Source organism: Streptomyces sp. SP17BM10 (genome assembly GCF_036322405.1).
Classification (GTDB): Bacteria; Actinomycetota; Actinomycetes; order Streptomycetales; family Streptomycetaceae; genus Kitasatospora.
In genome coordinates this window covers 72,229-92,153 of record NZ_JAQYXB010000624.1, presented here as the reverse complement: position 1 = coordinate 92,153, position 19,925 = coordinate 72,229, and the positions used below count along the sequence as shown (strand labels likewise).

The following is a 19,925-nucleotide window of genomic DNA, read 5'->3' as shown; positions in this document are numbered from 1 at the left end:
GGAGGTCATCCGCCGGCCTCCCGGAGGCCGCCTGGGGTTATCGATTTTGGAGCCAGGCCAGACGTCGGGTAATGTTCTTTCTGCGCCGCCCGGGAGGGAACGGACGAGGGAGCGAAAGCCCCCCGGCCGGGACCGAGCGAGAGGCGCAACGCCTGAGAAGGCCCGATGAGGGTTCAACTCTGGTGGGGTATGGTGTAATTGGCAGCACGAGTGATTCTGGTTCATTTAGTCTAGGTTCGAGTCCTGGTACCCCAGCGCAGTACAGCAGTAACAGCAGTACCGCAGTACAAATGAAGATCAAGCCCCCGTTGTGTAGCGGCCTAGCACGCTGCCCTCTCACGGCAGTAGCGCCGGTTCGAATCCGGTCGGGGGTACCAGAGCAGGAAGCCGGTGGGCTCGCCCACCGGCGCTTGCTTTGTGTTGGGGTATGGTGTAATTGGCAGCACGAGTGATTCTGGTTCACTTAGTCTAGGTTCGAGTCCTGGTACCCCAGCCAGAAAAGGAAGGCCCCGGTTTCCCGGGGTCTTTTTCGTTTTGTCCGCGCAGTGCCGTGCGCAAAAGCCCGGAGGCCCCGATCGCGATTCGATCGGGGCCTCCGGGCTTTTCGGAGGCGTCTCAGCTGCGCCGCAGCGCCTCGGTGAGCCGGTTCGCGGCTTCGATGATGGCCTGGGCGTGCAGCCGGCCCGGGTGGCGGGTCAGGCGCTCGATCGGACCGGAGACGGAGACGGCGGCCACGACGCGGTTGGAAGGGCCGCGGACGGGCGCGGAGACGGACGCGACGCCCGGCTCCCGCTCGCCGATCGACTGGGCCCAGCCGCGGCGCCGGACGCCGCTCAGCGCGGTGGCGGTGAAGCGGGCGCCCTGGAGGCCGCGGTGGAGCCGCTCGGGCTCCTCCCAGGCCAGCAGGACCTGGGCGGCCGAGCCGGCCTTCATCGGCAGGGTGCTGCCGACCGGGACGGTGTCCCGCAGGCCGGAGAGCCGCTCGGCGGCGGCTACGCAGATCCGCATCTCGCCCTGGCGGCGGTAGAGCTGTGCGCTCTCGCCCGTGACGTCGCGCAGGTGGGTCAGGACCGGGCCCGCGGTGGCGAGCAGCCGGTCCTCGCCCGCCGCGGCGGAGAGTTCGGAGAGACGGGGGCCGAGGATGAAGCGCCCCTGCATGTCCCTGGTGACCAGACGGTGGTGTTCGAGTGCGACGGCGAGTCTGTGGGCCGTGGGGCGCGCCAGACCGGTGGCGGCGACCAGCCCCGCCAACGTGGCGGGGCCCGACTCCAGTGCGCTGAGCACCAGAGCGGCCTTGTCGAGAACGCCGACGCCGCTAGTGTTGTCCATGCCCTAAGACTGCAGTCTCATTCCGCGAGACGCAAGTTCAATCTTCCGGGAAAAGCGCCACTCTGGATGCAGCAGCCCGGGAGACACCCAGGATGGGGCCTCGACAGAGTGTCCGCATCGTGGACACCGATCTGGCGTGCAGGTCGCGCGAAGCGCTCCGCACCGAGGGCGGCGACAGCTTTGACCCCGACGACACCGAGAAGGCCGGCGACGCGGCCGGCTGGAGGGAACCCGATGGGACGGACACTCGCAGAGAAGGTCTGGGACGACCACGTCGTGCGGCGCGCGGAGGGTGAGCCCGACCTGCTCTACATCGACCTGCACCTGCTCCACGAGGTCACCAGCCCGCAGGCCTTCGACGGCCTGCGGCTGGCCGGCCGCCCGGTCCGCCGCACCGATCTGACGATCGCCACCGAGGACCACAACACCCCCACCCTGGACATCGACAAACCGATCGCCGACCCGGTCTCCAAGGTCCAGCTGGAGACCCTGCGCCGCAACGCGGCCGAGTTCGGCGTGCGGATCCACTCGCTGGGCGACGTCGAGCAGGGCGTCGTCCACGTCGTCGGCCCGCAGCTCGGTCTGACCCAGCCCGGCATGACCGTGGTCTGCGGCGACTCCCACACCTCCACCCACGGCGCCTTCGGCGCGCTGGCGTTCGGCATCGGCACCAGCCAGGTCGAACACGTACTGGCCACCCAGACGCTGCCGCTCGCGCCGTTCCGCACCATGGCGGTCACCGTCGAGGGCGAACTGCCCGAGGGCGTCACCGCCAAGGACCTGATCCTCGCCGTCATCGCGAAGATCGGCACCGGCGGCGGCCAGGGCTACGTCCTGGAGTACCGCGGTTCGGCGATCCGGAGCCTGTCCATGGAGGCCCGGATGACCATCTGCAACATGTCGATCGAGGCGGGCGCCCGGGCCGGCATGATCGCCCCGGACGAGACCACGTTCGAGTACCTGAAGGGCCGCCCGCACGCCCCGCGGGGCGAGGACTGGGACGCCGCCGTCGCGTACTGGAACACCCTGGGCACCGACGAGGACGCGGTGTTCGACCACGAGATCTTCATCGACGCGAGCGAGCTGACCCCGTTCGTCACCTGGGGCACCAACCCCGGCCAGGGCGCGCCGCTGGGCTCCGCCGTCCCGCACCCCGAGGACTTCGCGGACCCGCAGGAGCGCACCGCCGCCGAGAACGCCCTGACGTACATGGGCCTGGAGGCCGGCACCCCGCTGCGCGAGGTCAAGGTCGACGCCGTCTTCGTCGGCTCCTGCACCAACGGCCGCATCGAGGACCTGCGTGCCGCCGCCGCCGTCCTGGAGGGCCGCCGGATCGCCGACGGCGTACGGATGCTGGTCGTGCCCGGCTCGGTGCGCGTGGCCCTGCAGGCCGTCGAGGAGGGCCTGGACAAGGTGTTCACCGCGGCCGGCGCCGAGTGGCGCCACGCGGGCTGCTCGATGTGCCTGGGCATGAACCCCGACCAGCTCGCCCCCGGCGAGCGCTGCGCCTCCACCTCGAACCGCAACTTCGAGGGCCGGCAGGGCAAGGGCGGGCGCACCCACCTGGTGTCCCCGCAGGTCGCCGCCGCGACCGCCGTCCTGGGCCGGCTGGCGGCTCCTTCCGACCTGACCGCCGACATCGCCGTGGAGGCCTGAGCCATGGAGAAGTTCACCACCCACACCGGCCGGGCCGTCCCGCTGCGCCGCAGCAACGTCGACACCGACCAGATCATCCCCGCGCACTGGCTCAAGAAGGTGACCCGCTCCGGCTTTGAGGACGGGCTGTTCGAGGCCTGGCGCAAGGACGAGTCGTTCATCCTCAACCGGCCGGAGCGCCGGGGGGCCACCGTGCTGGTGGCCGGCCCCGAGTTCGGCACCGGCTCCTCGCGCGAGCACGCCGTCTGGGCGCTGCAGAACTACGGCTTCCACGCCGTCATCTCGTCGCGCTTCGCCGACATCTTCCGTGGGAATTCGCTGAAGAACGGCCTGCTGACGGTCGTCCTGCCGCAGGAGACCGTGGAGCGGCTCTGGGCGCTCACCGAGAGTGACGCCGGGGCCGAGATCACGGTAGACCTGGAGGCCCGTGAGGTCCGGGCCGAGGGCGTCACCGCGTCGTTCGAACTGGACGACAACGTCCGCTGGCGGCTGCTCAACGGGCTGGACGACATCAGCATCACGCTGCAGAACGAGGCCGACATCGCCGCGTTCGAGGCGACCCGCCCGTCCTTCAAGCCCCGCACCCAGCCCGCTGCCTGAGATCCCTTCAGAACAAGCATTCTGACGATCCGCCGGATGGCCCGCACCCCGCTCGGGGGGGCGGGCCATCCGGCGTTCCGGAGCACGAGTTAGGGCCGCCGGGCCGCCCCCGATTGCCCATTTGGCTTTGCCCGAGAGGGCCCCGCGCATGCACAACTGCGGGTAGATGGCACAATCAGTGCATGCACCGGCACCATGAACCTCCGTACGCGGGCGGCGAACCCGCGCCTTCGGAGTCCACGGGCCGGGGATCCGAACGCCGAATTGACGAGCGGCCGGACGTCGCCTCCGCACCTGCTGAGGGGCCGGACGACCCGGAAGTCGCAGCGCTCTACGCGCTTGTGGCCGAGCGGTTGAAGCAAGCTCACGACCGTGTGCATGCGCTGAACGTGTCTACGGATGCAAAGACCGCTCTCACCCGTCAACTCCTCATCGTCACCGAGACCGCCAAGCGCGATCTTCCGGAGGCGGCAAGGCGGTTGAGTCGGTTTGTGCATGACCTCGACGAGGGGCGTCCGCCGCTCGGCTGAGGTCGCCGACGCGCAAATCCATTGCGACACTAGGGTGATTCGCGCGTTTGGTAATTGAAAGTCCGCAGATACATACCTAACGTGCGAAAAGAACGGATGGAATCATCCGGCGCCCGTTTCCGAAGGGGAAGACGTGAACAAGGCTCAGCTTGTCGAAGCGGTGGCCGAGCAGCTGGGCGGTCGCAAGGCTGCCGCAGAGGCCGTCGACGCAGTGCTCGACACCATGGTCCGTGCCGTTGTGGCCGGTGACCGGGTTTCGGTCACCGGTTTCGGCACCTTCGAGAAGGTGGAGCGCTCCGCGCGCTTCGCCCGCAACCCGCAGACCGGCGAGAAGGTCAAGGTCAAGAAGACCTCGGTGCCCCGCTTCCGTCCGGGCCAGGGCTTCAAGGACCTGGTCAGCGGCAGCAAGAAGCTGCCGAAGGAAGGCCCCTCGGTGAAGAAGGCCCCCAAGGGCTCCCTCACCCCGGGCAAGAGCGGCGTCGCCGCCACTCCGGCCGCCAAGCGTGCCGCCACCAAGCGCGCCGCCGCCGCTGCCGCCGCGCCCGCCGCCAAGAAGGCCGCCGCCAAGAAGACGGCCACCACGGCCGCCGCCAAGAAGACCACGGCCGCTGCCACCAAGAAGACGGCCGCCGCGAAGAAGACGGCCACCACGGCCGCCGCCAAGAAGACCACGGCGACCGCCACCAAGGCCGCCGCCACCAAGAAGACGGCCGCCGCGAAGAAGACGGCCACCACGGCCGCCGCCAAGAAGACCACGGCGACCGCCAAGAAGGCGACCGCCACGGCCAAGAAGACGGCTCCGGCGAAGAAGACCGCCACCCGCAAGACCACCGCGCGCAAGGCCACCGCCAAGTAGTCCGGCGCGGCGTCTTCGGACGGCCTTCGAGAGCAGCCGTGGCGCACCCGTTTCCGCATGACGCGGAGGCCGGGCCGCCGCGGCTCTTTCGCGTCGGGGTCTTTCCCGCTGGGCGCGTCCGGCCGGCACCGCCGGCGCGGGGCTCAGGCCTCGGCCGGGTCGGGGAAGGTCTGCAGCGTCAGGAAGACCACGCGGCGCGCGCCCCCGCTGCCCTCGGTGCGGATGCGCACCCGCTGGCCGGGCCGCAGCAGCCGCAGGCCGCCGGCGTCGAAGGCGGCCGCGTCGAACGGTACGGGCGTCCCGTCGTCGAGCAGCACGGAGCCGGCCCGGGTGGCGGGGTCGAAGGTGAACGCGGTGGCCTGCATGCCAGCAGCATAGCGAGCGGGTCCGACAAGTCCCGGGCGCCGTCTCGCGGGGCGCGCGTCAGGACCGGCCGATGAGGGCGAACAGGGCGCTCGTGTGGGGGCCGACGCCCAGGGCCAGGGCCTCGCCGAGGTCCGCGCCGGTGTCGACGTCCCGGCGCACCGACTCCACGTCCGCCAGGCGCAGTTCGAGCGCCCCGCCGGCCGCGTGCCGGGCCCGTGAGCCGTCCCCGAACGCGGGGGCGAGCGGGCTGCCGGGGGCGCAGGCGAGCAGGGTCGTGCCGAGGCCGGGGGAGTCCGGCAGGAAGGCCCGGCCCCGGGACGGCGCCGCGCCCAGCACCCGGGACAGTTCGGCCGGCCGCAGCGCGGGCAGGTCCGCCGAGAGGGCGGCCAGCGGCGCGTCGGGTGCGAGCGCCAGCGCGGCCGACGCCCCGTGCGCCAGCGCCCGGTTGAGGCCGCCGCCGGGTTCGTCCGCCACCACCACGGCGCCGAGCGCGGCCAGCCGCGGTCCGGCCGCCGGGTCCCGGGTGACCACCAGGACCCGGGCGACCCCCGGGGTCGCGAGCGCGGCGGTGACGGTGTCCAGCGCGAACGAGAGCGCCAGGTCGGCCCGGTGCGGTCCGGCGTACGGGGCCAGCCGCGACTTGGCGAGCGCGAGCGGCTTGAGCGGCAGCACCAGCGACCACTCGGCAGTGGGTGCGGCGGGCGCGACGGGCCCGCTGGGGCGTACGGTGTCCTGGGTCATCGGCGTCATTGTGACGCCGGTCCCGGAGCCCCCGCCAGGCCGTCCCAACTGTGCGGACGTGCGTTTGATCACGACCGCCCGGCGTGCTGGCGCGGTCGCTCGACAGCCGGTGAGCGGGCGGGCGACACTGTCCCGCGCCCGCGATCCGGGCACCGGGCGACCGGTGCTCCGGCGCCGAGGCAAGGAACGCGGCACCCCGTGCCGCACGGATGAGGAGGACCTGGGGTGGCCCGCCGCTCGCACGCCAAGTTCGGCAACGCCGACTACGGCATCTGGTACCGCTTTGCGGCCGTGCTGGTCAAGCCGGTGACGACCGCGCTGGTGAAGCCCGACTGGCGGGGCTGGGAACACCTTCCCGCGGAAGGCGGATTCATCGCCGCGGTGAACCACAATTCGATCATCGACCCGCTGGTCTACGCGCACTGGCAGTACAACAGCGGCCGCCCGCCGCGGATTCTCGGCAAGTCCTCGCTGTTCTCGATTCCCTTCATCGGATTCATGCTGCGCAAGACCGGCCAGATTCCGGTGTTCCGCGAGTCGACGGACGCCGCGCAGGCGTTCCGGGCCGCGATCGACGCCGTCAACAGCGGCCAGTGCGTGCAGTTCTACCCCGAGGGCACCCTCACCCGGGACCCGGACCTGTGGCCGATGACCGGCAAGAGCGGCGTCGCCCGGGTCGCGCTGATGACCGGCGCGCCGGTCATCCCGGTCGCGCACTGGGGCGCCCACGAGATCATCCCGCCGTACGGCCGGCCCGGTTACGGGAAGGGCAAGTTCAACCTCTTCCCGCGCCACCGGGTGGTCGTCGCGGCCGGTCCGCCGGTGGACCTGAGCAAGTACCAGGGCATGGAGCTCACCGCCCAGGTGCTGGGCGACGCCACCGAGGACATCATGAGGGCGATCACCGCCGTGCTGGCCGACATCCGCGGCGAGGAGCCGCCCGCGGAGCGCTACGACATGCGCAAGGCCGCCCGCGAGCGGGCCGCCGCCGCGCTCGCCGAACGCCGTCGCGCCAAGGGCGGCACGAACACCGAGGAGGTCGGGCAGTGACCCGCTGCGCCGTGATGGGGACCGGCTCCTGGGGCACCGCGTTCGCGATGGTGCTGGCCGACGCCGGCAGCGAGGTCGTGCTCTGGGCCCGCCGCCAGGAGCTGGCGGACGCGGTCAACACCACGCACGAGAACCCGGACTACCTCCCGGGCGTGTGCCTGCCCGACTCCGTGCGGGCCACCACCGACCCCGCCGAGGCGCTGGCCGGCGCCGACTTCGCCGTCCTGGTGGTGCCCTCGCAGACGCTGCGCGACAACCTGGCCGCCTGGGCGCCGCTGATCGAGCCGCAGACCGTCCTCGTCAGCCTGATGAAGGGCATCGAACTCGGCACCGCGAAGCGGATGAGCGAGGTCATCGACGAGGTCGCCAAGGTCGGCCCGGAGCGGGTCGCGGTGGTCAGCGGGCCCAACCTGGCCAAGGAGATCGCCAACCGCCAGCCCGCCGCCAGCGTCGTCGCCTGCAGCGACGAGTCGGTCGCCAAGCGGCTCCAGGCGGCCTGCCACACGCCCTACTTCCGCCCGTACACCAACACCGACGTGGTGGGCTGCGAACTCGGCGGCGCGGTCAAGAACGTCATCGGCCTCGCGGTCGGCATGGCCGCGGGCATGGGGCTCGGCGACAACACCAAGGCGACGCTGATCACCCGCGGGCTGGCCGAGACCACCCGGCTCGGCGAGGCTCTCGGCGCCGACCCGCACACGTTCGCGGGCCTCGCCGGCATGGGCGACCTGGTCGCCACCTGCTCCTCGCCGCTGTCGCGCAACAACACCTTCGGCATGAACCTCGGCAGGGGCATGTCCCTCGCCGAGACGATCGCGGCCACCCGGCAGACCGCCGAGGGCGTCAAGTCCTGCGAGTCGGTGCTCGACCTCGCGCGGCGCAGCGGCGTCGACATGCCGATCGTCGAGGCCGTGGTGGACGTCGTGCACAACGGTCGGCCCACCCAGGAGGCGCTGCAGGCGCTCATGTCCCGCTCCGCGAAGGCGGAACGGCGCTGACCGCCCGAACGGGGCGGCTGACTTTCCGCAAACACGTCGCACGGTAGTCTCAAACGCGATATGAGCATCGAACAGTCCTCCCCGAACCCGTCCGCCCCGAAGCCCCGCGTCGCGCTGGTGTTCGGCGGGCGCAGCTCCGAGCACGCCATCTCGGTCTCCACCGCGGGCAGCGTGCTCAGGGCGATCGACCGCGACAAGTACGACGTGCTGCCGATCGGCATCACGCACGAGGGCCGCTGGGCGCTGACCAGCGACGAGCCGGCCCGGATGGCCATCACCGACGGCAGGCTGCCGGACGTGGCGCAGGTCGCCGAGTCCGTGGACGGGCAGGTCTGCCTGCCGGTCTCGCCGGGCAGCCGCGAGGTCCTCCTCAGCGAGCCGGGGCGCGCCCCCAAGGCGCTCGGCGAGGTCGACGTGGTGTTCCCGCTGCTGCACGGCCCCTGGGGCGAGGACGGCACCCTGCAGGGCCTGCTGGAGCTCTCCGGGGTCCCGTACGTGGGCAACGGCGTGTTCGCCAGCGCGGCGGGCATGGACAAGGAGTTCGCCAAGCGGATCCTCGCCTCGCACGGCCTGAACGTCGGCCGCTACACCGTCGTGCGCCCGCGTGACTGGGAGACCGAGGAGGGCCGGGCGGCCGTGCGCGAGCGGGTGGCCGAGCTCGGCCTGCCGCTCTTCGTCAAGCCCTGCCGGGCCGGCTCCAGCATCGGCATCACCAAGGTCAAGGACCTGGCCGACCTGGACGCCGCGATCGAGGAGGCCCGCCGGCACGACCCCAAGCTGATCGTCGAGGCCGGGGTGAGCGGCCGCGAGATCGAGTGCGGCGTGCTGGAGTTCGAGGACGGCCCGCGCGCCAGCGTGCCCGGCGAGATCCTGGTCGGCGACAACGAGTTCTACGACTTCGAGGCCAAGTACATCGACTCCTCGGACGTCCAGATCCCGGCGCGGCTGTCACAGGACGAGACCGCCGAGATCCGGCGCCAGGCGGTGGCCGCGTTCGAGGCGTTCGGCTGCGAGGGCCTCGCCCGGGTGGACTTCTTCCTGCTGGATGACGGCACCTGGATGATCAACGAGATCAACACGATGCCCGGCTTCACCCCGATCTCGGCCTACCCCAAGATGTGGGAGGCCACCGGGATCGCGTACCCGGAGCTCATCGACCGGCTGCTCGGAGCGGCGCTGCGGCGCTCGACCGGGCTGCGCTAGTCACCCGCGGGACGACGGAGGGCGGGCCGGGAGCTTCCCGGCCCGCCCTCCGTCGGTCGTTCGTTCCGGTCAGCCGGGGACGTTGGCCCTGACGGCGCCGGACAGGGCGGCGACCGGGTCGAAGGGGTTCGACGCGACACCCCTCGGGACGGTCACCTCGACGTACGCCTTGCGCATGGTCGACACGAAGCGGTAGCTGTCGTCGTCGAGCTTCTGGGCCCACCAGGTGACCTCCTCGGCCACCGGGGACCAGTCGCCGGCGTGCTCGCCGTCGAGCTCCTCGGGCCGGTCGACGCCGCAGCGCAGGACCGTCCGGGGCGAGGAGCCCCAGGCGGCGACGAACGGCGAGGAGGGCGTCGGGTCCTTGCGGGCGTGCCCGAGGAGGTCCTGCGGCAGCGCGGCGGCCAGGTTCCGGCAGTAGTCGGCGGCCTTGCCGGTCGGCGCCGGCACCGCGATGTCCGCCGGCGCGCTCCAACTGCCGAGCAGCGCCACCACGGCGCAGGTCAGCACGACGGGCGCGGCGAGCCAGCGGACCGGCGCGGGCAGCGCCGCCAGGGCGCGGGGGACGCGGAGTTCTGTGGGCACCAGCCGATGGTAGCCGCGCCTTACAGGTGGACCACCGGACAGGTGAGGGTGCGGGTGATGCCCTCCACCTGCTGGACCTTGGCCACGACCAGACGGCCGAGGTCGTCCACGGTGTCGGCCTCGGCCCGGACGATCACGTCGTAGGGGCCGGTGACGTCCTCGGCGGTGAGCACGCCGGGGATCTTGGAGATCGACTCGGCCACGGCGGTGGCCTTGCCGACCTCGGTCTGGATCAGGATGTACGCCTGTACCACGGGGGCCTCCCGGCGGCCGGTTTGGGGGGATCGCCGCCGTGCTCGCCCGGGGGAACGTCGGGTGGGAAAACGGGCTCACCGGCAGTCTGATCACCACGCTACCGCGCAGCGGGCCGGGGAGGGGAGACCTCTGTGCCCCGGGAAGGCGTACGCTGCGCGCGGGGGGAGCGACGGGGACCGGATCCGGGCGGCAGCGCGATCCGGGACGGCGGCACGAATCGGCTTGAAGTGCGAGAGGACGGCAGATGCAGGGGACCGTGGGCGAGCTCGGCGAGTTCGGCCTCATCAGGGAGCTGACCGCCCGGGTACCGCTCACCGACGCGGTCGACCTCGGCCCGGGCGACGACGCGGCGGTGGTGAAGGCCCCGGACGGCCGGGTGGTGGCCACCACGGACGTCCTGATCGAGAACCGGCACTTCCGCCGGGACTGGTCCACCGCCTACGACGTCGGCCGCAAGGCCGCCGCCCAGAACCTCGCCGACGTGGCCGCGATGGGCGCGGTGCCGACCGCGATACTGCTCGGTCTGGTCGCCCCCGCCGACCTGCCCACCACGTGGGCCACCGAGCTGATGGACGGGCTGCGCGACGAGTGCCAGGTGGCCGGCGCGACCGTGGTCGGCGGCGACGTGGTGCGCGGCGACACCGTCATGCTCGCCATCACGGCGCTCGGGGACCTCCAGGGGCGCGCGGCCGTGGTGCGCTCGGGCGCGCAGGTGGGCGACGTGGTCGCGGTGACCGGCTGGCTGGGCTGGTCCGCCGCCGGCCTGACGGTGCTCCAGCGCGGCTTCCGTTCCCCGCGCGCCTTCGTCGAGGCGCACCGCCGCCCCGAACCGCCGTACCACGCCGGCCCGGCCGCGGCCGAGTTGGGCGCGACCTCGATGATCGACGTGAGCGACGGACTGGTCGCCGACCTCGGCCACGTGGCCCGCGCCAGCGACGTGGACATCGACCTGAAGGCCGCCGACTTCGACGTCCCGGCGCAGATGGCCGACATCGGCCAGGCCGTCGGCGTGGACCCGCTGGTCTGGGTGCTGTCCGGCGGCGAGGACCACGCGATCGTGGCGACGTTCCCGCGCGGGATCCAACTCCCGGCCCGCTGGCGGGTGGTGGGCGAGGTGACCGGCCGGCCCCGGGGGACCCGCGGCGGCCGGGTGACGGTCGACGGCGCACCCTGGGACCGGGTCGGCGGCTGGGACCACTTCGCCGAGTGACGTACGCAGTACGGCTGATGGCGTTCGGACAGGGGTACGGCACGTCACGCTCCCGGGTGCCGCGGGCGGGATTCGCGGGTCGGTTCTGCGTAGGCTTGCGAGGGATCGAGTCCGCCCGCCCTCCGGCGCGGGTGGTCCGGACCACTGCGAGCGGAGAACGCACCAACCATGCGCATCGGTGTTCTGACCAGCGGCGGCGACTGCCCCGGCCTCAACGCGGTGATCCGTTCCGTGGTGCACCGGGGCACCGATGTGCACGGTGACGAGATCGTCGGGATCCTGGACGGCTTCCTCGGCCTGATCGAGGGCCGCACCCGCCCGGTCTCGCACGACGACGTCACCGGTCTGCTCACCCTCGGCGGCACCATCCTCGGCTCGGCCAGGGTCCAGCGCGAGCGGATCGCCTGGGCGGTGGAGAACGCCAAGACGCTGGCGCGGGACATCGGCATCGACGCGCTGATCGCGATCGGCGGCGAGGGCACGTTGACCGCCGCCAAGCTGTTCAGCGAGGCCGGGCTGCCGGTGGTCGGGGTGCCGAAGACCATCGACAACGACATCGACGCGACCGACGTCACCTTCGGCTTCGACACCGCGGTGCACGTCGCCACCGAGGCGATCGACCGGCTGAAGACCACCGCCGAGTCCCACCAGCGCGTCATGGTGGTCGAGTTGATGGGCCGGCACACCGGCTGGATCACCCTCACCGCGGGCATGGCCGGCGGCGCCCACGGCATCCTGATCCCGGAGAAGCCGTTCGACATCGAGGCGGTGGCCCGGATGGTCGAGGACCGCTTCGCGCGCGGCAAGAAGTTCGCCATCATCGCCGTCGCCGAGGGCGCCGCCCCGATGCCCGGCACGATGCGCTTCGACCACGGCGAGGTCGACCGGTTCGGGCACCGGACCTTCGGCGGGATCGGCAACCGGCTCGCCAACGAGCTGGAGAACCTGCTCGGCAAGGAGGCCCGCCCGGTCATCCTCGGCCACACCCAGCGCGGCGGCATCCCGACCGCGCGGGACCGGGTGCTCGCGACCCGGTTCGGGTGGCACGCGGTGGAGGCCGTGCACGCGGGGGCGTTCGGGTACTTCACGGCGCTGCGCGGGAACGCCATCGAGCTGCGGCCGGTCGCGGAGGCGGTGACCCGGCTGAAGACGGTGCCGGAGGACCGCTGGGCGGAATCGGAGGCCGTGCTCTGAACACGCGGAGGTAGGTTGGGCCCATGGTTTCGACTGCACCTCCCCACGCGGCTCCTCCCCGCGTGCTCACCGTCGCCGGCTCCGACTCCGGCGGCGGCGCCGGCATCCAGGCCGACCTCAAGGCCATGCTGGCCCTCGGCGTCCACGGCATGAGCGTGATCACCGCCGTCACCGCGCAGAACTCGCTCGGCGTCCAGGGTTACTGGGAGCTGCCCGCCGAGGCCGTCCGGGCCCAGTTCCGCAGCGTGGTCGACGACATCGGCGTGCAGGCCGTGAAGACCGGGATGCTCGCGTCGATCGAGCTCGTCGAGACCGTCTCGGACCTGCTGGCCGGGGTGGACGCCCCGGTGGTCGTCGACCCGGTCGGCGTCTCCAAGCACGGGGACGCGCTCCTCGCCGCCGAGGCCGTCGCGACCGTCCGCGAGAAGCTGCTGCCGGTGGCCACCCTGGCCACGCCCAACCTGCACGAGGTGACCCAGCTCACCGGCCGCACCGTCGAGGACGAGGGGCGGATGCTGGACGCCGCCAAGGCACTGCTCGACCTCGGGCCGCGCTGGGTCCTGGTCAAGGGCGGACACCTGGAGGGCGAGGCCGCCGACCTGCTGTACGGCGGGCCGGGGGAGGAGCACTGGTACCGGGCGCCGCGCCACGACAACCGGCACACCCACGGCACCGGTTGCACCCTGGCCAGCGCGATCGCCGCCGGACTCGCCAAGGGCGAGCCGCTGCCGGAGGCCGTCGGCTCGGCCAAGGAGTACGTCACCGGCGCGATCGCGGGCGGCTTCGCCCTGGGCGCCGGGATCGGCCCGGTCGACCACGCCTGGCGCTGGCGCTGACGGACGCCGGTGGGCGGGCCCCCGTCAGGACCCGCCCACCGGCGTCGGCGCTTCCCGGAGGCCCGGGTGCGTCCGGAAAAAACAGTGGAGGCCGGTCCATCCGAGGATGGACCGGCCTCCACTGGAGGACCGGCATGCCGGTCTGCGCGTCAGCGCGAGACCTTACCGGCCTTGATGCACGAGGTGCAGACGTTGAGCCGCTTCGGCGTCCGCCCAATCACAGCGCGCACCGTCTGGATGTTGGGGTTCCAACGACGGGGGGTACGGCGGTGCGAGTGGGAGATGCTGTTGCCGAAGCCCGGCCCCTTGCCGCAGACGTCGCAGTTGGCAGCCACAGGAGTCACTCCAAGACTTCAGATCAGTTACTTTCGACAACCCACCAGACCACCGGAACACTCGCGTGGACCGGACCGACCTGGGGGGTGCGCCCGGATTGTTCCAGGCAACCGGAAGAGCATACAACGCTTGCTCCCGTTCAACGAAACTACCATGACCGCTCGGGTGATCGCTGCGGCCGACGGTCCGGGCGGCCCCTCCCGGCCCCCGATAACCTGCCGGTATCACCCCTCGCCGTTCGACCTGAGGCCATCACGGCGTCCCATCCGGAGGAGACCTGGTGCTGCACACGCTCGACGCCCCGGCCGTGCGCACCTGGTGCCAGCTCGCCCTGCGCGCGCTCGGCCAGGCGCGCGAGGAGATCGACGCGCTCAACGTCTATCCCGTCCCGGACGGCGACACCGGCACCAACCTCTACCTGACCGTCGAGTCCGCCGCCGCCGAGGTGGAGAGCCGCTTCGCCGACCCGGCCGACGGGCCGGCCCCCGGCCTGGCCGACACGGTCCGGGCGATGGCCCGGGGCGCGCTGGTCGGCGCCCGCGGCAACTCCGGCGTGATCCTCGCCCAGTGGCTGCGCGGCACCGCCGAGACGCTGGCCGACGGCGGCGGCGCCGACCAGCTGCGGGCCGCCCTCCAGCGGGCCGCCGACTCCGCCTACCAGGCCGTCGCGGAGCCCGTCGAGGGCACGCTGCTGACCGTCGCCCGGGTCGCCGCCCGGGAGGCCGTCCGGGCCGGGGGTGGGCTCGCGCAGGTCGCCGACACCGCGTACCGGGCCGCCCGGGACGCCCTGCGGCACACCCCCGAGCAGCTCGCCGTGCTCGCCGAGAACGGGGTCGTCGACGCCGGCGGGCGCGGCCTGGTGGCCGTCCTCGGCGCGCTCGCCGACGCCGTCGCCGGGCACCAGCCGATGGGACCGGTCGCGCTGCGCGGGGACCTCCCGGAGAGCTGCGAGGCCCACGTGCGTCCGCCCGGCCCCGGCCACCCCGCCTTCGAGGTCATCTACCTGCTGGACGCCCCCGACGACGCCCTTCCCGCGCTGCGCGCGCGGCTCGCCGAACTCGGCGACTCGCTCGTGATCGGCGGCGGCGACGGCCTGTGGAACGTCCACGTCCACGTCGACGACGCCGGCGCCGCCGTCGAGGCCGGCATCGGGGCCGGCCGGCCGCACCAGATCCGCATCACGCACTTCGCCGAGGCCGCCGCCCGCTCCGGCGCCGCCGCCGAGCCCGGCAAGCACGAGGAACCGGCCCGCGCGGTGCTCTCCGTGGTGTGCGGCGAGGGCCTCGCCGAACTCTGCGAGCAGGCCGGCGCCGTCGTGCTCCGCGCCGATCCGGACCGCCCCACCGCCAGCGCCGAACTCGCCGCCGCCGTCCGGCGCTCGGGCGCGCGCGAGGTGGTCCTGCTGCTCAACGACCCCGAACTGCGCGCCGCCGCGGGCGCCGCCGCCGACCAGCTCCGCGAGGAGGGCGTGCGGATCGCCGTCCTGCCCACCCGCTCGCCGGTGCAGGGGCTCGCGGCGCTCGCGGTGCACGAGGCCGGGCGCCGCTTCGACGAGGACGTGGTCGCCATGACCTCCGCCGCCGGTGCCACCCGCTACGCCGAACTCGCCGTCGCCGAGGGGGAGTCCTGGACGATGGCCGGGGTGTGCCAGGCCGGGGACGTGCTCGGCCTGATCGACGGGGACGTCGCGGTGATCGGCGCCGGCCCGGCCGAGGTGGGGGCCAGCGTGCTGGACCGGATGCTCGGCGCGGGCGGCGAACTCGTCACCCTGATCCTCGGCGAGGGCGCGGACGACGCGCTCGCCGAGCACCTCGTCGCGCACGTGCGCCAGGGCCGCCCCGAGGTGGACACGGTGGTCTTCCACGGCGGCCGGGAGGCGGCCCCGCTGCTGATCGGCGTCGAGTAGCCGCCGGACCGGACCGGCGCAGCCCCGGTTTGTCGGCGCGGTGGTGTAAACAGGGGCCTGATGGGCGCTCTCGATGAACCACTGACCAAGCTCGTCGGCGACCGCACCGCGAAGGTGCTCGCCGACAGCCTCAAGCTGCGCACGGTCGGGGACCTCCTGCACCACTACCCCCGCCGCTACGTCGAACGCGGTCAGCTCACCAGCCTGGACGAGCTGGAGGTGGACGAGCACGTCACCGTGCTGGCCCGGATCGAGAAGGTCACCCTCATCCCGTTCCGCGGGCGCAAGGGCGACCGGCTGGAGGTCGTCGTCACCGACGGCCGCAGCCGGCTCTCGCTGGTGTTCTTCAACCAGGGCTGGCGGCAGAAGGAGCTCAGGTCCGGCGCCCAGGGCCTGTTCGCCGGCAAGGTCAACGTCTTCAACCGCACCCGCCAGCTGGTCTCGCCGGACTACCAACTGCTCGACGAGGACGCCGGGTCGGACGCCGCGCAGCAGTTCGCCGGCCGGCTCATCCCGGTGTACGGCGCGAGCGCCCAGATGCCCAGCTGGAAGCTGTCGATCTGCATCGACACCGCGCTCACCAAACACCTCGGCGACGTCGGCGAGCCGCTGCCCGCCGAACTGCGCGAGCGGCACGACCTGATCCCGCTCCCGGAGGCCCTGGAGCTGATCCACCGCCCGCGCGGCCAGGCCGACCGCGAGCGCGCCCAGAGCCGGCTGCGCTGGGACGAGGCCTTCGTCCTCCAGGTCGCCCTCGCGCAGCGCCGGGCCGCCGAGTCCGCGCTGCCCGCCAAGCCCCGCCGGGCCCGCGAGGGCGGCCTGCTGGACGCGTTCGACGAGCGGCTGCCGTTCACCCTCACCGAGGGGCAGCGGAAGGTGTCCGCCGAGATCGCCGCCGACCTCGCGAGCGAGCACCCGATGCACCGCCTGCTCCAGGGCGAGGTCGGCTCCGGGAAGACGCTGGTCGCGCTGCGCGCGATGCTCGCGGTGGTGGACGCCGGCGGCCAGGCCGTCCTGCTCGCGCCCACCGAGGTGCTCGCCCAGCAGCACCACCGGTCGATCGTCGAGATGATGGGCGACCTCGCCGAGGGCGGCATGCTCGGCAGCTCCGACCTCGGCACCCGGGTCGTGCTGCTCACCGGCTCGATGGGCGTCCCGGCCCGTCGCCAGGCGCTGCTCGACATGGCCTGCGGGGACGCCGGGATCGCCATCGGCACCCACGCGCTGATCGAGGACAAGGTCCAGTTCCAGGACCTCGGCCTCGTCGTCGTCGACGAGCAGCACCGCTTCGGCGTCGAGCAGCGGGACGCGCTGCGCGCCAAGGGCGACCAGCCGCCGCACCTGCTGGTGATGACCGCCACCCCGATCCCGCGCACCGTCGCGATGACGGTCTTCGGGGACTTGGAGACCTCCGTCCTGGACCAGCTCCCGGCCGGCCGCTCCCCGATCTCCACCCACGTCGTCCCCGCCGTCGAGAAGCCCAACTTCCTCGCCCGCGCCTGGGAACGGGTCCGCGAGGAGGTCGGCAAGGGCCACCAGGCGTACGTCGTCTGCCCCCGCATCGGGGACGAGGAACCGGCCGCCGATCCCAAGAAGAAGCGCAAGGCCGCCGAGGAGGACTTCGAGGACATCGCCGACGCCGGTGCCCGGAGCGACGAACGGCGGCCCCCGCTCTCGGTGGTGGAGACCGCCGAGAAGCTGGTGAAGGGTCCGCTGAGCGGCCTGCGGGTGGAGATCCTGCACGGCAGGCTCGCCCCCGAGGCCAAGGACGACGTGATGCGCCGGTTCTCGGCCGGGGAGGTGGACGTCCTGGTCGCCACCACCGTGATCGAGGTCGGCGTCAACGTCCCCAACGCCACCGCGATGGTCATCATGGACGCCGACCGCTTCGGCGTCTCCCAGCTGCACCAGCTGCGCGGCCGGGTCGGCCGCGGCAGCGCGGCGGGCCTGTGCCTGCTGGTCAGCGACATGCCGGCGGGCAGCCCGGCCCGGGCCCGGCTGGAGGCGGTGGCCGGCACGCTGGACGGCTTCGAGCTGTCCCGGATCGACCTCGAACAGCGCCGCGAGGGCGACGTGCTGGGCCAGGCGCAGTCCGGCGTGAAGTCCTCGCTCAAGGTGCTCTCGGTGCTGGAGGACGAGCAGGTCATCCTCACCGCCCGGACGGAGGCCACCCGGCTGGTCGCCGAGGACCCGGAGCTCGCCGCCCACCCGGAGCTGCGCACCGCCCTGGAGAGCCTCATCGACGAGGACCGCGCGGCCTACATGGAGAAGGGCTGAGCGGGCCGGTCGTACCCGCGCGGCCCGGGAATTGTCAGACCCCCGCGAGAGAATGAAGGTGTTCAGGGCGCACCCTCAAGGTGCGTACCTGGCGCGACACTTGGGGGTCCTGCCATGGCATTCCGTCATCTCAACGAGCTCCCGCTGGGCGACAAGGTCTTCCGGATCGAACTCGCCAGCGACGACGACCGCGAGGTCACCCTCACCCTGACCGGCTGGCGCGAGGGGGCGGCCGCCGCGCCGCTCGCCTCGGGCAAGCTCCGCCTGCCGGTCGAGGACGTCGCCTCGCTGCGGATCGCGCTCAACCGCGCGCTGCGGGCGCTGGCGATCGTCGCCGACGTCTCCGAGCCCATCCCCGACCGCGACGTGCTGCGCGAGCTGTACCCCGGCCACGGCGCCCCCTGGGTGCCGCAGCACGAGGAGGAACTGGTCCGGCGCTTCCACGACGGCGAGACCGTCGCCCGGATCGCCGCCCGCTTCGGCCGCACGCCCGACTCCGTCCGCACCAAGCTGCGCGAGCTCGGGCACGACCCGCGCCGCCCCGAGTTCTGCCCGCCCGACGGCTGCCTGTCCTGGTCCCGCTACGCCTCGCCGGCCCTGCTCGGCGCGGCGGTCCCGGCGCAGTCGACGGGCTCCGAGGCGAGCTGACCGGGTAGCGGCGGCGGACCTGCCGGGCCTCCCGGCAGGTCCGCCGCCGCCATTCGCCCACTCGCCTGCGGTCCGCTCGGAGCGATGACCGTCGGCACCGGCGCTCCCCTTCGGCACGGGGCGGGTAGCGTGGTCGGGCAGCGACGAAAGGACCTCCCACCACCATGACCCGCGTGATCGCCGGAGCGGCCGGCGGCCGCCGGCTGGCCGTACCGCCAGGCCGGGGCACCCGACCGACCTCCGACAAGGCCCGTGAGGCGATGTTCTCCACCCTGGAGGCGCTGCGCGGCACCCTGCACGGGAGCCGGATGCTCGACCTGTTCGGCGGATCGGGCGCGGTCGGCCTCGAGGCGCTGTCCCGGGGTGCCGAGCACGTCCTGCTGGTCGAGGCGGACGGCCAGGCGGCCCGGGTGATCCGCGAGAACGTCCGCACGATCGGCCTGCCGGGCGCGGAGGTGAAGGCCGCCAAGGCCGAGAAGGTGGTCGCCGGGCCGCCCCCGCAGGCCCCGTACGACCTGGTGTTCCTCGATCCTCCGTACGCCGTCACGGACGACGAGCTGCGCGAGATGCTGATCACACTCCTGGCCGGGGGCTGGCTCGCGGAGGGCGCACTCGTCACCGTGGAGCGCAGCACCCGCGGCGGAGAGTTCGGCTGGCCCGACGGCTTCGAGGTGCTGCGCTCCCGCCGCTACGGCGAGGGCACGCTCTGGTACGGTCGCGCCGCCGCCCGCCAGCACGAGTAGCGGGCCGAGGCCCGCAGCAGCCGTCACCCCACGAGGGAGCACAAACGCCATGCGCCGAGCCGTCTGCCCCGGTTCGTTCGACCCGATCACCAACGGCCACCTCGACATCATCGAGCGGGCCTCGAAGCTCTACGACGTGGTGCACGTCGCGGTGCTGATCAACCGGAGCAAGCGCGGCATGTTCAGCGTCGAGGAGCGGATCGGCCTGATCGAGGAGGTCACCGCGGACTTCGGGAACGTGGTGGTCGAGTCGCACCACGGACTGCTGGTGGACTTCTGCCGCGAGCGCGGCATCCCCGCGATCATCAAGGGGCTGCGGGCCGTCAGCGACTTCGACTACGAGCTGCAGATGGCCCAGATGAACCACGGGCTGACGGGCGTCGAGACGCTGTTCGTGCCGACCTCGCCGACGTACAGCTTCCTGTCCTCGACGCTGGTCAAGGAGGTGGCCTCGTACGGCGGCGACGTCTCGCACCTCCTGCCGGGGACGGTGCACCGCCGGCTGGTCGAGCGGATCGCGGAGCGCAAGGCCGAGCAGTAGTCCGGCCGTTCCCTTCCTGTCGCTTCGTCATGGTTTGTCCGGGTCGCCGGGATCCCCCGGGGGCC

21 protein-coding genes and 3 tRNA genes are annotated in these 19,925 nt (G+C 72.7%); 18 read left to right on the top strand and 6 right to left on the bottom strand.

Annotation, left to right across the window (positions count from 1 at the left end; translation table 11 throughout):
* Positions 1-183: 183 nt before the first annotated feature.
* From PUR71_RS27055 to PUR71_RS27045, 3 genes are all read left to right on the top strand, one after another.
* Positions 184-255, top strand: a tRNA-Gln gene (locus tag PUR71_RS27055).
* A 46-nt stretch (positions 256-301) separates the two neighbouring features.
* Positions 302-377, top strand: a tRNA-Glu gene (locus PUR71_RS27050).
* 44 nt (positions 378-421) lie between these two features.
* Positions 422-496 (top strand) — tRNA-Gln (locus PUR71_RS27045).
* A gap of 119 nt (positions 497-615) precedes the next feature.
* Here PUR71_RS27045 and PUR71_RS27040 read toward each other — a convergent pair.
* Complete coding sequence (locus PUR71_RS27040; RefSeq protein ID WP_030246527.1) at positions 616-1,329, bottom strand: IclR family transcriptional regulator; 714 nt, start codon at positions 1,327-1,329, stop codon at positions 616-618.
* A gap of 234 nt (positions 1,330-1,563) precedes the next feature.
* Here PUR71_RS27040 and leuC point away from each other — a divergent pair, with 234 nt between their 5' ends.
* The 4 genes from leuC (at position 1,564) to PUR71_RS27020 (ending at position 4,971) form a co-directional block, all read left to right on the top strand.
* Entirely contained in the window at positions 1,564-2,985 is a 1,422-nt protein-coding gene (gene leuC, locus PUR71_RS27035) for a 3-isopropylmalate dehydratase large subunit (RefSeq protein WP_329929736.1), read from the top strand.
* A 3-nt stretch (positions 2,986-2,988) separates the two neighbouring features.
* Positions 2,989-3,585 (top strand): 3-isopropylmalate dehydratase small subunit, encoded by a 597-nt coding sequence (gene leuD / locus PUR71_RS27030; RefSeq protein ID WP_329929735.1) that lies wholly within the window; start codon positions 2,989-2,991, stop codon positions 3,583-3,585.
* A 182-nt stretch (positions 3,586-3,767) separates the two neighbouring features.
* Positions 3,768-4,115 (top strand): hypothetical protein, encoded by a 348-nt coding sequence (locus tag PUR71_RS41350; RefSeq protein ID WP_443077584.1) that lies wholly within the window; start codon positions 3,768-3,770, stop codon positions 4,113-4,115.
* 133 nt (positions 4,116-4,248) lie between these two features.
* On the top strand, positions 4,249-4,971 hold the full coding sequence (locus PUR71_RS27020; RefSeq protein ID WP_329929734.1) for an HU family DNA-binding protein: 723 nt from the start codon (positions 4,249-4,251) through the stop codon (positions 4,969-4,971).
* A 143-nt stretch (positions 4,972-5,114) separates the two neighbouring features.
* Here the strand turns inward: PUR71_RS27020 and PUR71_RS27015 are convergent, their stop codons facing one another.
* Both PUR71_RS27015 and cofC read right to left on the bottom strand, forming a co-directional pair.
* Positions 5,115-5,336 carry a hypothetical protein gene (locus tag PUR71_RS27015; protein WP_329929733.1) on the bottom strand — a complete coding sequence of 74 codons (222 nt, stop codon included), beginning with the start codon at positions 5,334-5,336 and terminating at the stop codon, positions 5,115-5,117.
* Between the two features lie 58 nt (positions 5,337-5,394).
* Positions 5,395-6,078 (bottom strand): 2-phospho-L-lactate guanylyltransferase, encoded by a 684-nt coding sequence (gene cofC, locus PUR71_RS27010; protein WP_329929732.1) that lies wholly within the window; start codon positions 6,076-6,078, stop codon positions 5,395-5,397.
* A 225-nt stretch (positions 6,079-6,303) separates the two neighbouring features.
* Between cofC and PUR71_RS27005 the strand changes: the two genes are divergently transcribed.
* From PUR71_RS27005 to PUR71_RS26995, 3 genes are read left to right on the top strand one after another with little or no spacing between them, the layout of a single operon-like run.
* Positions 6,304-7,128, top strand: coding sequence for a lysophospholipid acyltransferase family protein (locus tag PUR71_RS27005; protein WP_329929731.1), 825 nt, complete (start codon positions 6,304-6,306; stop codon positions 7,126-7,128).
* Positions 7,125-8,126 carry an NAD(P)H-dependent glycerol-3-phosphate dehydrogenase gene (locus tag PUR71_RS27000; RefSeq protein WP_329929730.1) on the top strand — a complete coding sequence of 334 codons (1,002 nt, stop codon included), beginning with the start codon at positions 7,125-7,127 and terminating at the stop codon, positions 8,124-8,126. The genes PUR71_RS27005 and PUR71_RS27000 overlap by 4 nt, the downstream gene beginning before the upstream one ends.
* 60 nt (positions 8,127-8,186) lie before the next feature.
* Complete coding sequence (locus PUR71_RS26995) at positions 8,187-9,329, top strand: D-alanine--D-alanine ligase family protein (protein ID WP_329929729.1); 1,143 nt, start codon at positions 8,187-8,189, stop codon at positions 9,327-9,329.
* Between the two features lie 69 nt (positions 9,330-9,398).
* Here the strand turns inward: PUR71_RS26995 and PUR71_RS26990 are convergent, their stop codons facing one another.
* Both PUR71_RS26990 and PUR71_RS26985 read right to left on the bottom strand, forming a co-directional pair.
* Positions 9,399-9,914 (bottom strand): DUF3515 domain-containing protein, encoded by a 516-nt coding sequence (locus tag PUR71_RS26990; RefSeq protein WP_329929728.1) that lies wholly within the window; start codon positions 9,912-9,914, stop codon positions 9,399-9,401.
* Between the two features lie 20 nt (positions 9,915-9,934).
* Positions 9,935-10,168 (bottom strand): Lrp/AsnC family transcriptional regulator, encoded by a 234-nt coding sequence (locus PUR71_RS26985; protein ID WP_218205768.1) that lies wholly within the window; start codon positions 10,166-10,168, stop codon positions 9,935-9,937.
* Positions 10,169-10,413: 245 nt separating this feature from the next.
* On the opposite strand from PUR71_RS26985, the gene PUR71_RS26980 reads away from it, so the two are divergent.
* From PUR71_RS26980 to thiD, 3 genes are all read left to right on the top strand, one after another.
* Entirely contained in the window at positions 10,414-11,379 is a 966-nt protein-coding gene (locus PUR71_RS26980) for a thiamine-phosphate kinase (RefSeq protein WP_329929727.1), read from the top strand.
* A 168-nt stretch (positions 11,380-11,547) separates the two neighbouring features.
* A complete protein-coding gene (locus PUR71_RS26975) occupies positions 11,548-12,573 on the top strand; it encodes an ATP-dependent 6-phosphofructokinase (protein WP_329929726.1) in 1,026 nt (341 codons plus the stop codon).
* A 23-nt stretch (positions 12,574-12,596) separates the two neighbouring features.
* Entirely contained in the window at positions 12,597-13,409 is an 813-nt protein-coding gene (gene thiD, locus PUR71_RS26970) for a bifunctional hydroxymethylpyrimidine kinase/phosphomethylpyrimidine kinase (protein WP_329929725.1), read from the top strand.
* A 149-nt stretch (positions 13,410-13,558) separates the two neighbouring features.
* Here the strand turns inward: thiD and rpmB are convergent, their stop codons facing one another.
* A complete protein-coding gene (gene rpmB, locus PUR71_RS26965) occupies positions 13,559-13,744 on the bottom strand; it encodes a 50S ribosomal protein L28 (RefSeq protein ID WP_014138233.1) in 186 nt (61 codons plus the stop codon).
* 281 nt (positions 13,745-14,025) lie between these two features.
* On the opposite strand from rpmB, the gene PUR71_RS26960 reads away from it, so the two are divergent.
* From PUR71_RS26960 to coaD, 5 genes are all read left to right on the top strand, one after another.
* Complete coding sequence (locus PUR71_RS26960) at positions 14,026-15,651, top strand: DAK2 domain-containing protein (RefSeq protein WP_329929724.1); 1,626 nt, start codon at positions 14,026-14,028, stop codon at positions 15,649-15,651.
* 60 nt (positions 15,652-15,711) lie between these two features.
* Positions 15,712-17,928, top strand: a complete 2,217-nt coding sequence (gene recG, locus PUR71_RS26955; RefSeq protein ID WP_329929723.1) for an ATP-dependent DNA helicase RecG — start codon at positions 15,712-15,714, stop codon at positions 17,926-17,928.
* A gap of 114 nt (positions 17,929-18,042) precedes the next feature.
* Positions 18,043-18,576, top strand: coding sequence for a hypothetical protein (locus PUR71_RS26950; RefSeq protein WP_329929722.1), 534 nt, complete (start codon positions 18,043-18,045; stop codon positions 18,574-18,576).
* A 164-nt stretch (positions 18,577-18,740) separates the two neighbouring features.
* A complete protein-coding gene (gene rsmD, locus PUR71_RS26945; protein WP_329929721.1) occupies positions 18,741-19,319 on the top strand; it encodes a 16S rRNA (guanine(966)-N(2))-methyltransferase RsmD in 579 nt (192 codons plus the stop codon).
* A 49-nt stretch (positions 19,320-19,368) separates the two neighbouring features.
* Positions 19,369-19,860: a pantetheine-phosphate adenylyltransferase gene (gene coaD / locus PUR71_RS26940; protein WP_329929720.1), complete on the top strand. Its 492-nt coding sequence runs from the start codon at positions 19,369-19,371 to the stop codon at positions 19,858-19,860.
* The last annotated feature ends 65 nt before the right edge of the window (positions 19,861-19,925 follow it).

What these genes read in the sequence shown, in the direction of transcription:
- PUR71_RS26980 (WP_329929727.1), top strand. Translation starts at nt 10,414, where the DNA reads ATGCAGGGGACCGTGGGCGAGCTCGGCGAGTTCGGCCTCATCAGGGAG.
- coaD (WP_329929720.1), top strand. Translation starts at nt 19,369, where the DNA reads ATGCGCCGAGCCGTCTGCCCCGGTTCGTTCGACCCGATCACCAACGGC.
- PUR71_RS26950 (WP_329929722.1), top strand. Translation starts at nt 18,043, where the DNA reads ATGGCATTCCGTCATCTCAACGAGCTCCCGCTGGGCGACAAGGTCTTC.
- recG (WP_329929723.1), top strand. Translation starts at nt 15,712, where the DNA reads ATGGGCGCTCTCGATGAACCACTGACCAAGCTCGTCGGCGACCGCACC.
- leuC (WP_329929736.1), top strand. Translation starts at nt 1,564, where the DNA reads ATGGGACGGACACTCGCAGAGAAGGTCTGGGACGACCACGTCGTGCGG.
- cofC (WP_329929732.1), bottom strand. Translation starts at nt 6,078, where the DNA reads ATGACCCAGGACACCGTACGCCCCAGCGGGCCCGTCGCGCCCGCCGCA.
- leuD (WP_329929735.1), top strand. Translation starts at nt 2,989, where the DNA reads ATGGAGAAGTTCACCACCCACACCGGCCGGGCCGTCCCGCTGCGCCGC.
- rsmD (WP_329929721.1), top strand. Translation starts at nt 18,741, where the DNA reads ATGACCCGCGTGATCGCCGGAGCGGCCGGCGGCCGCCGGCTGGCCGTA.
- PUR71_RS26975 (WP_329929726.1), top strand. Translation starts at nt 11,548, where the DNA reads ATGCGCATCGGTGTTCTGACCAGCGGCGGCGACTGCCCCGGCCTCAAC.
- PUR71_RS26995 (WP_329929729.1), top strand. Translation starts at nt 8,187, where the DNA reads ATGAGCATCGAACAGTCCTCCCCGAACCCGTCCGCCCCGAAGCCCCGC.
- PUR71_RS27015 (WP_329929733.1), bottom strand. Translation starts at nt 5,336, where the DNA reads ATGCAGGCCACCGCGTTCACCTTCGACCCCGCCACCCGGGCCGGCTCC.
- PUR71_RS41350 (WP_443077584.1), top strand. Translation starts at nt 3,768, where the DNA reads ATGCACCGGCACCATGAACCTCCGTACGCGGGCGGCGAACCCGCGCCT.
- PUR71_RS27040 (WP_030246527.1), bottom strand. Translation starts at nt 1,329, where the DNA reads ATGGACAACACTAGCGGCGTCGGCGTTCTCGACAAGGCCGCTCTGGTG.
- thiD (WP_329929725.1), top strand. Translation starts at nt 12,597, where the DNA reads ATGGTTTCGACTGCACCTCCCCACGCGGCTCCTCCCCGCGTGCTCACC.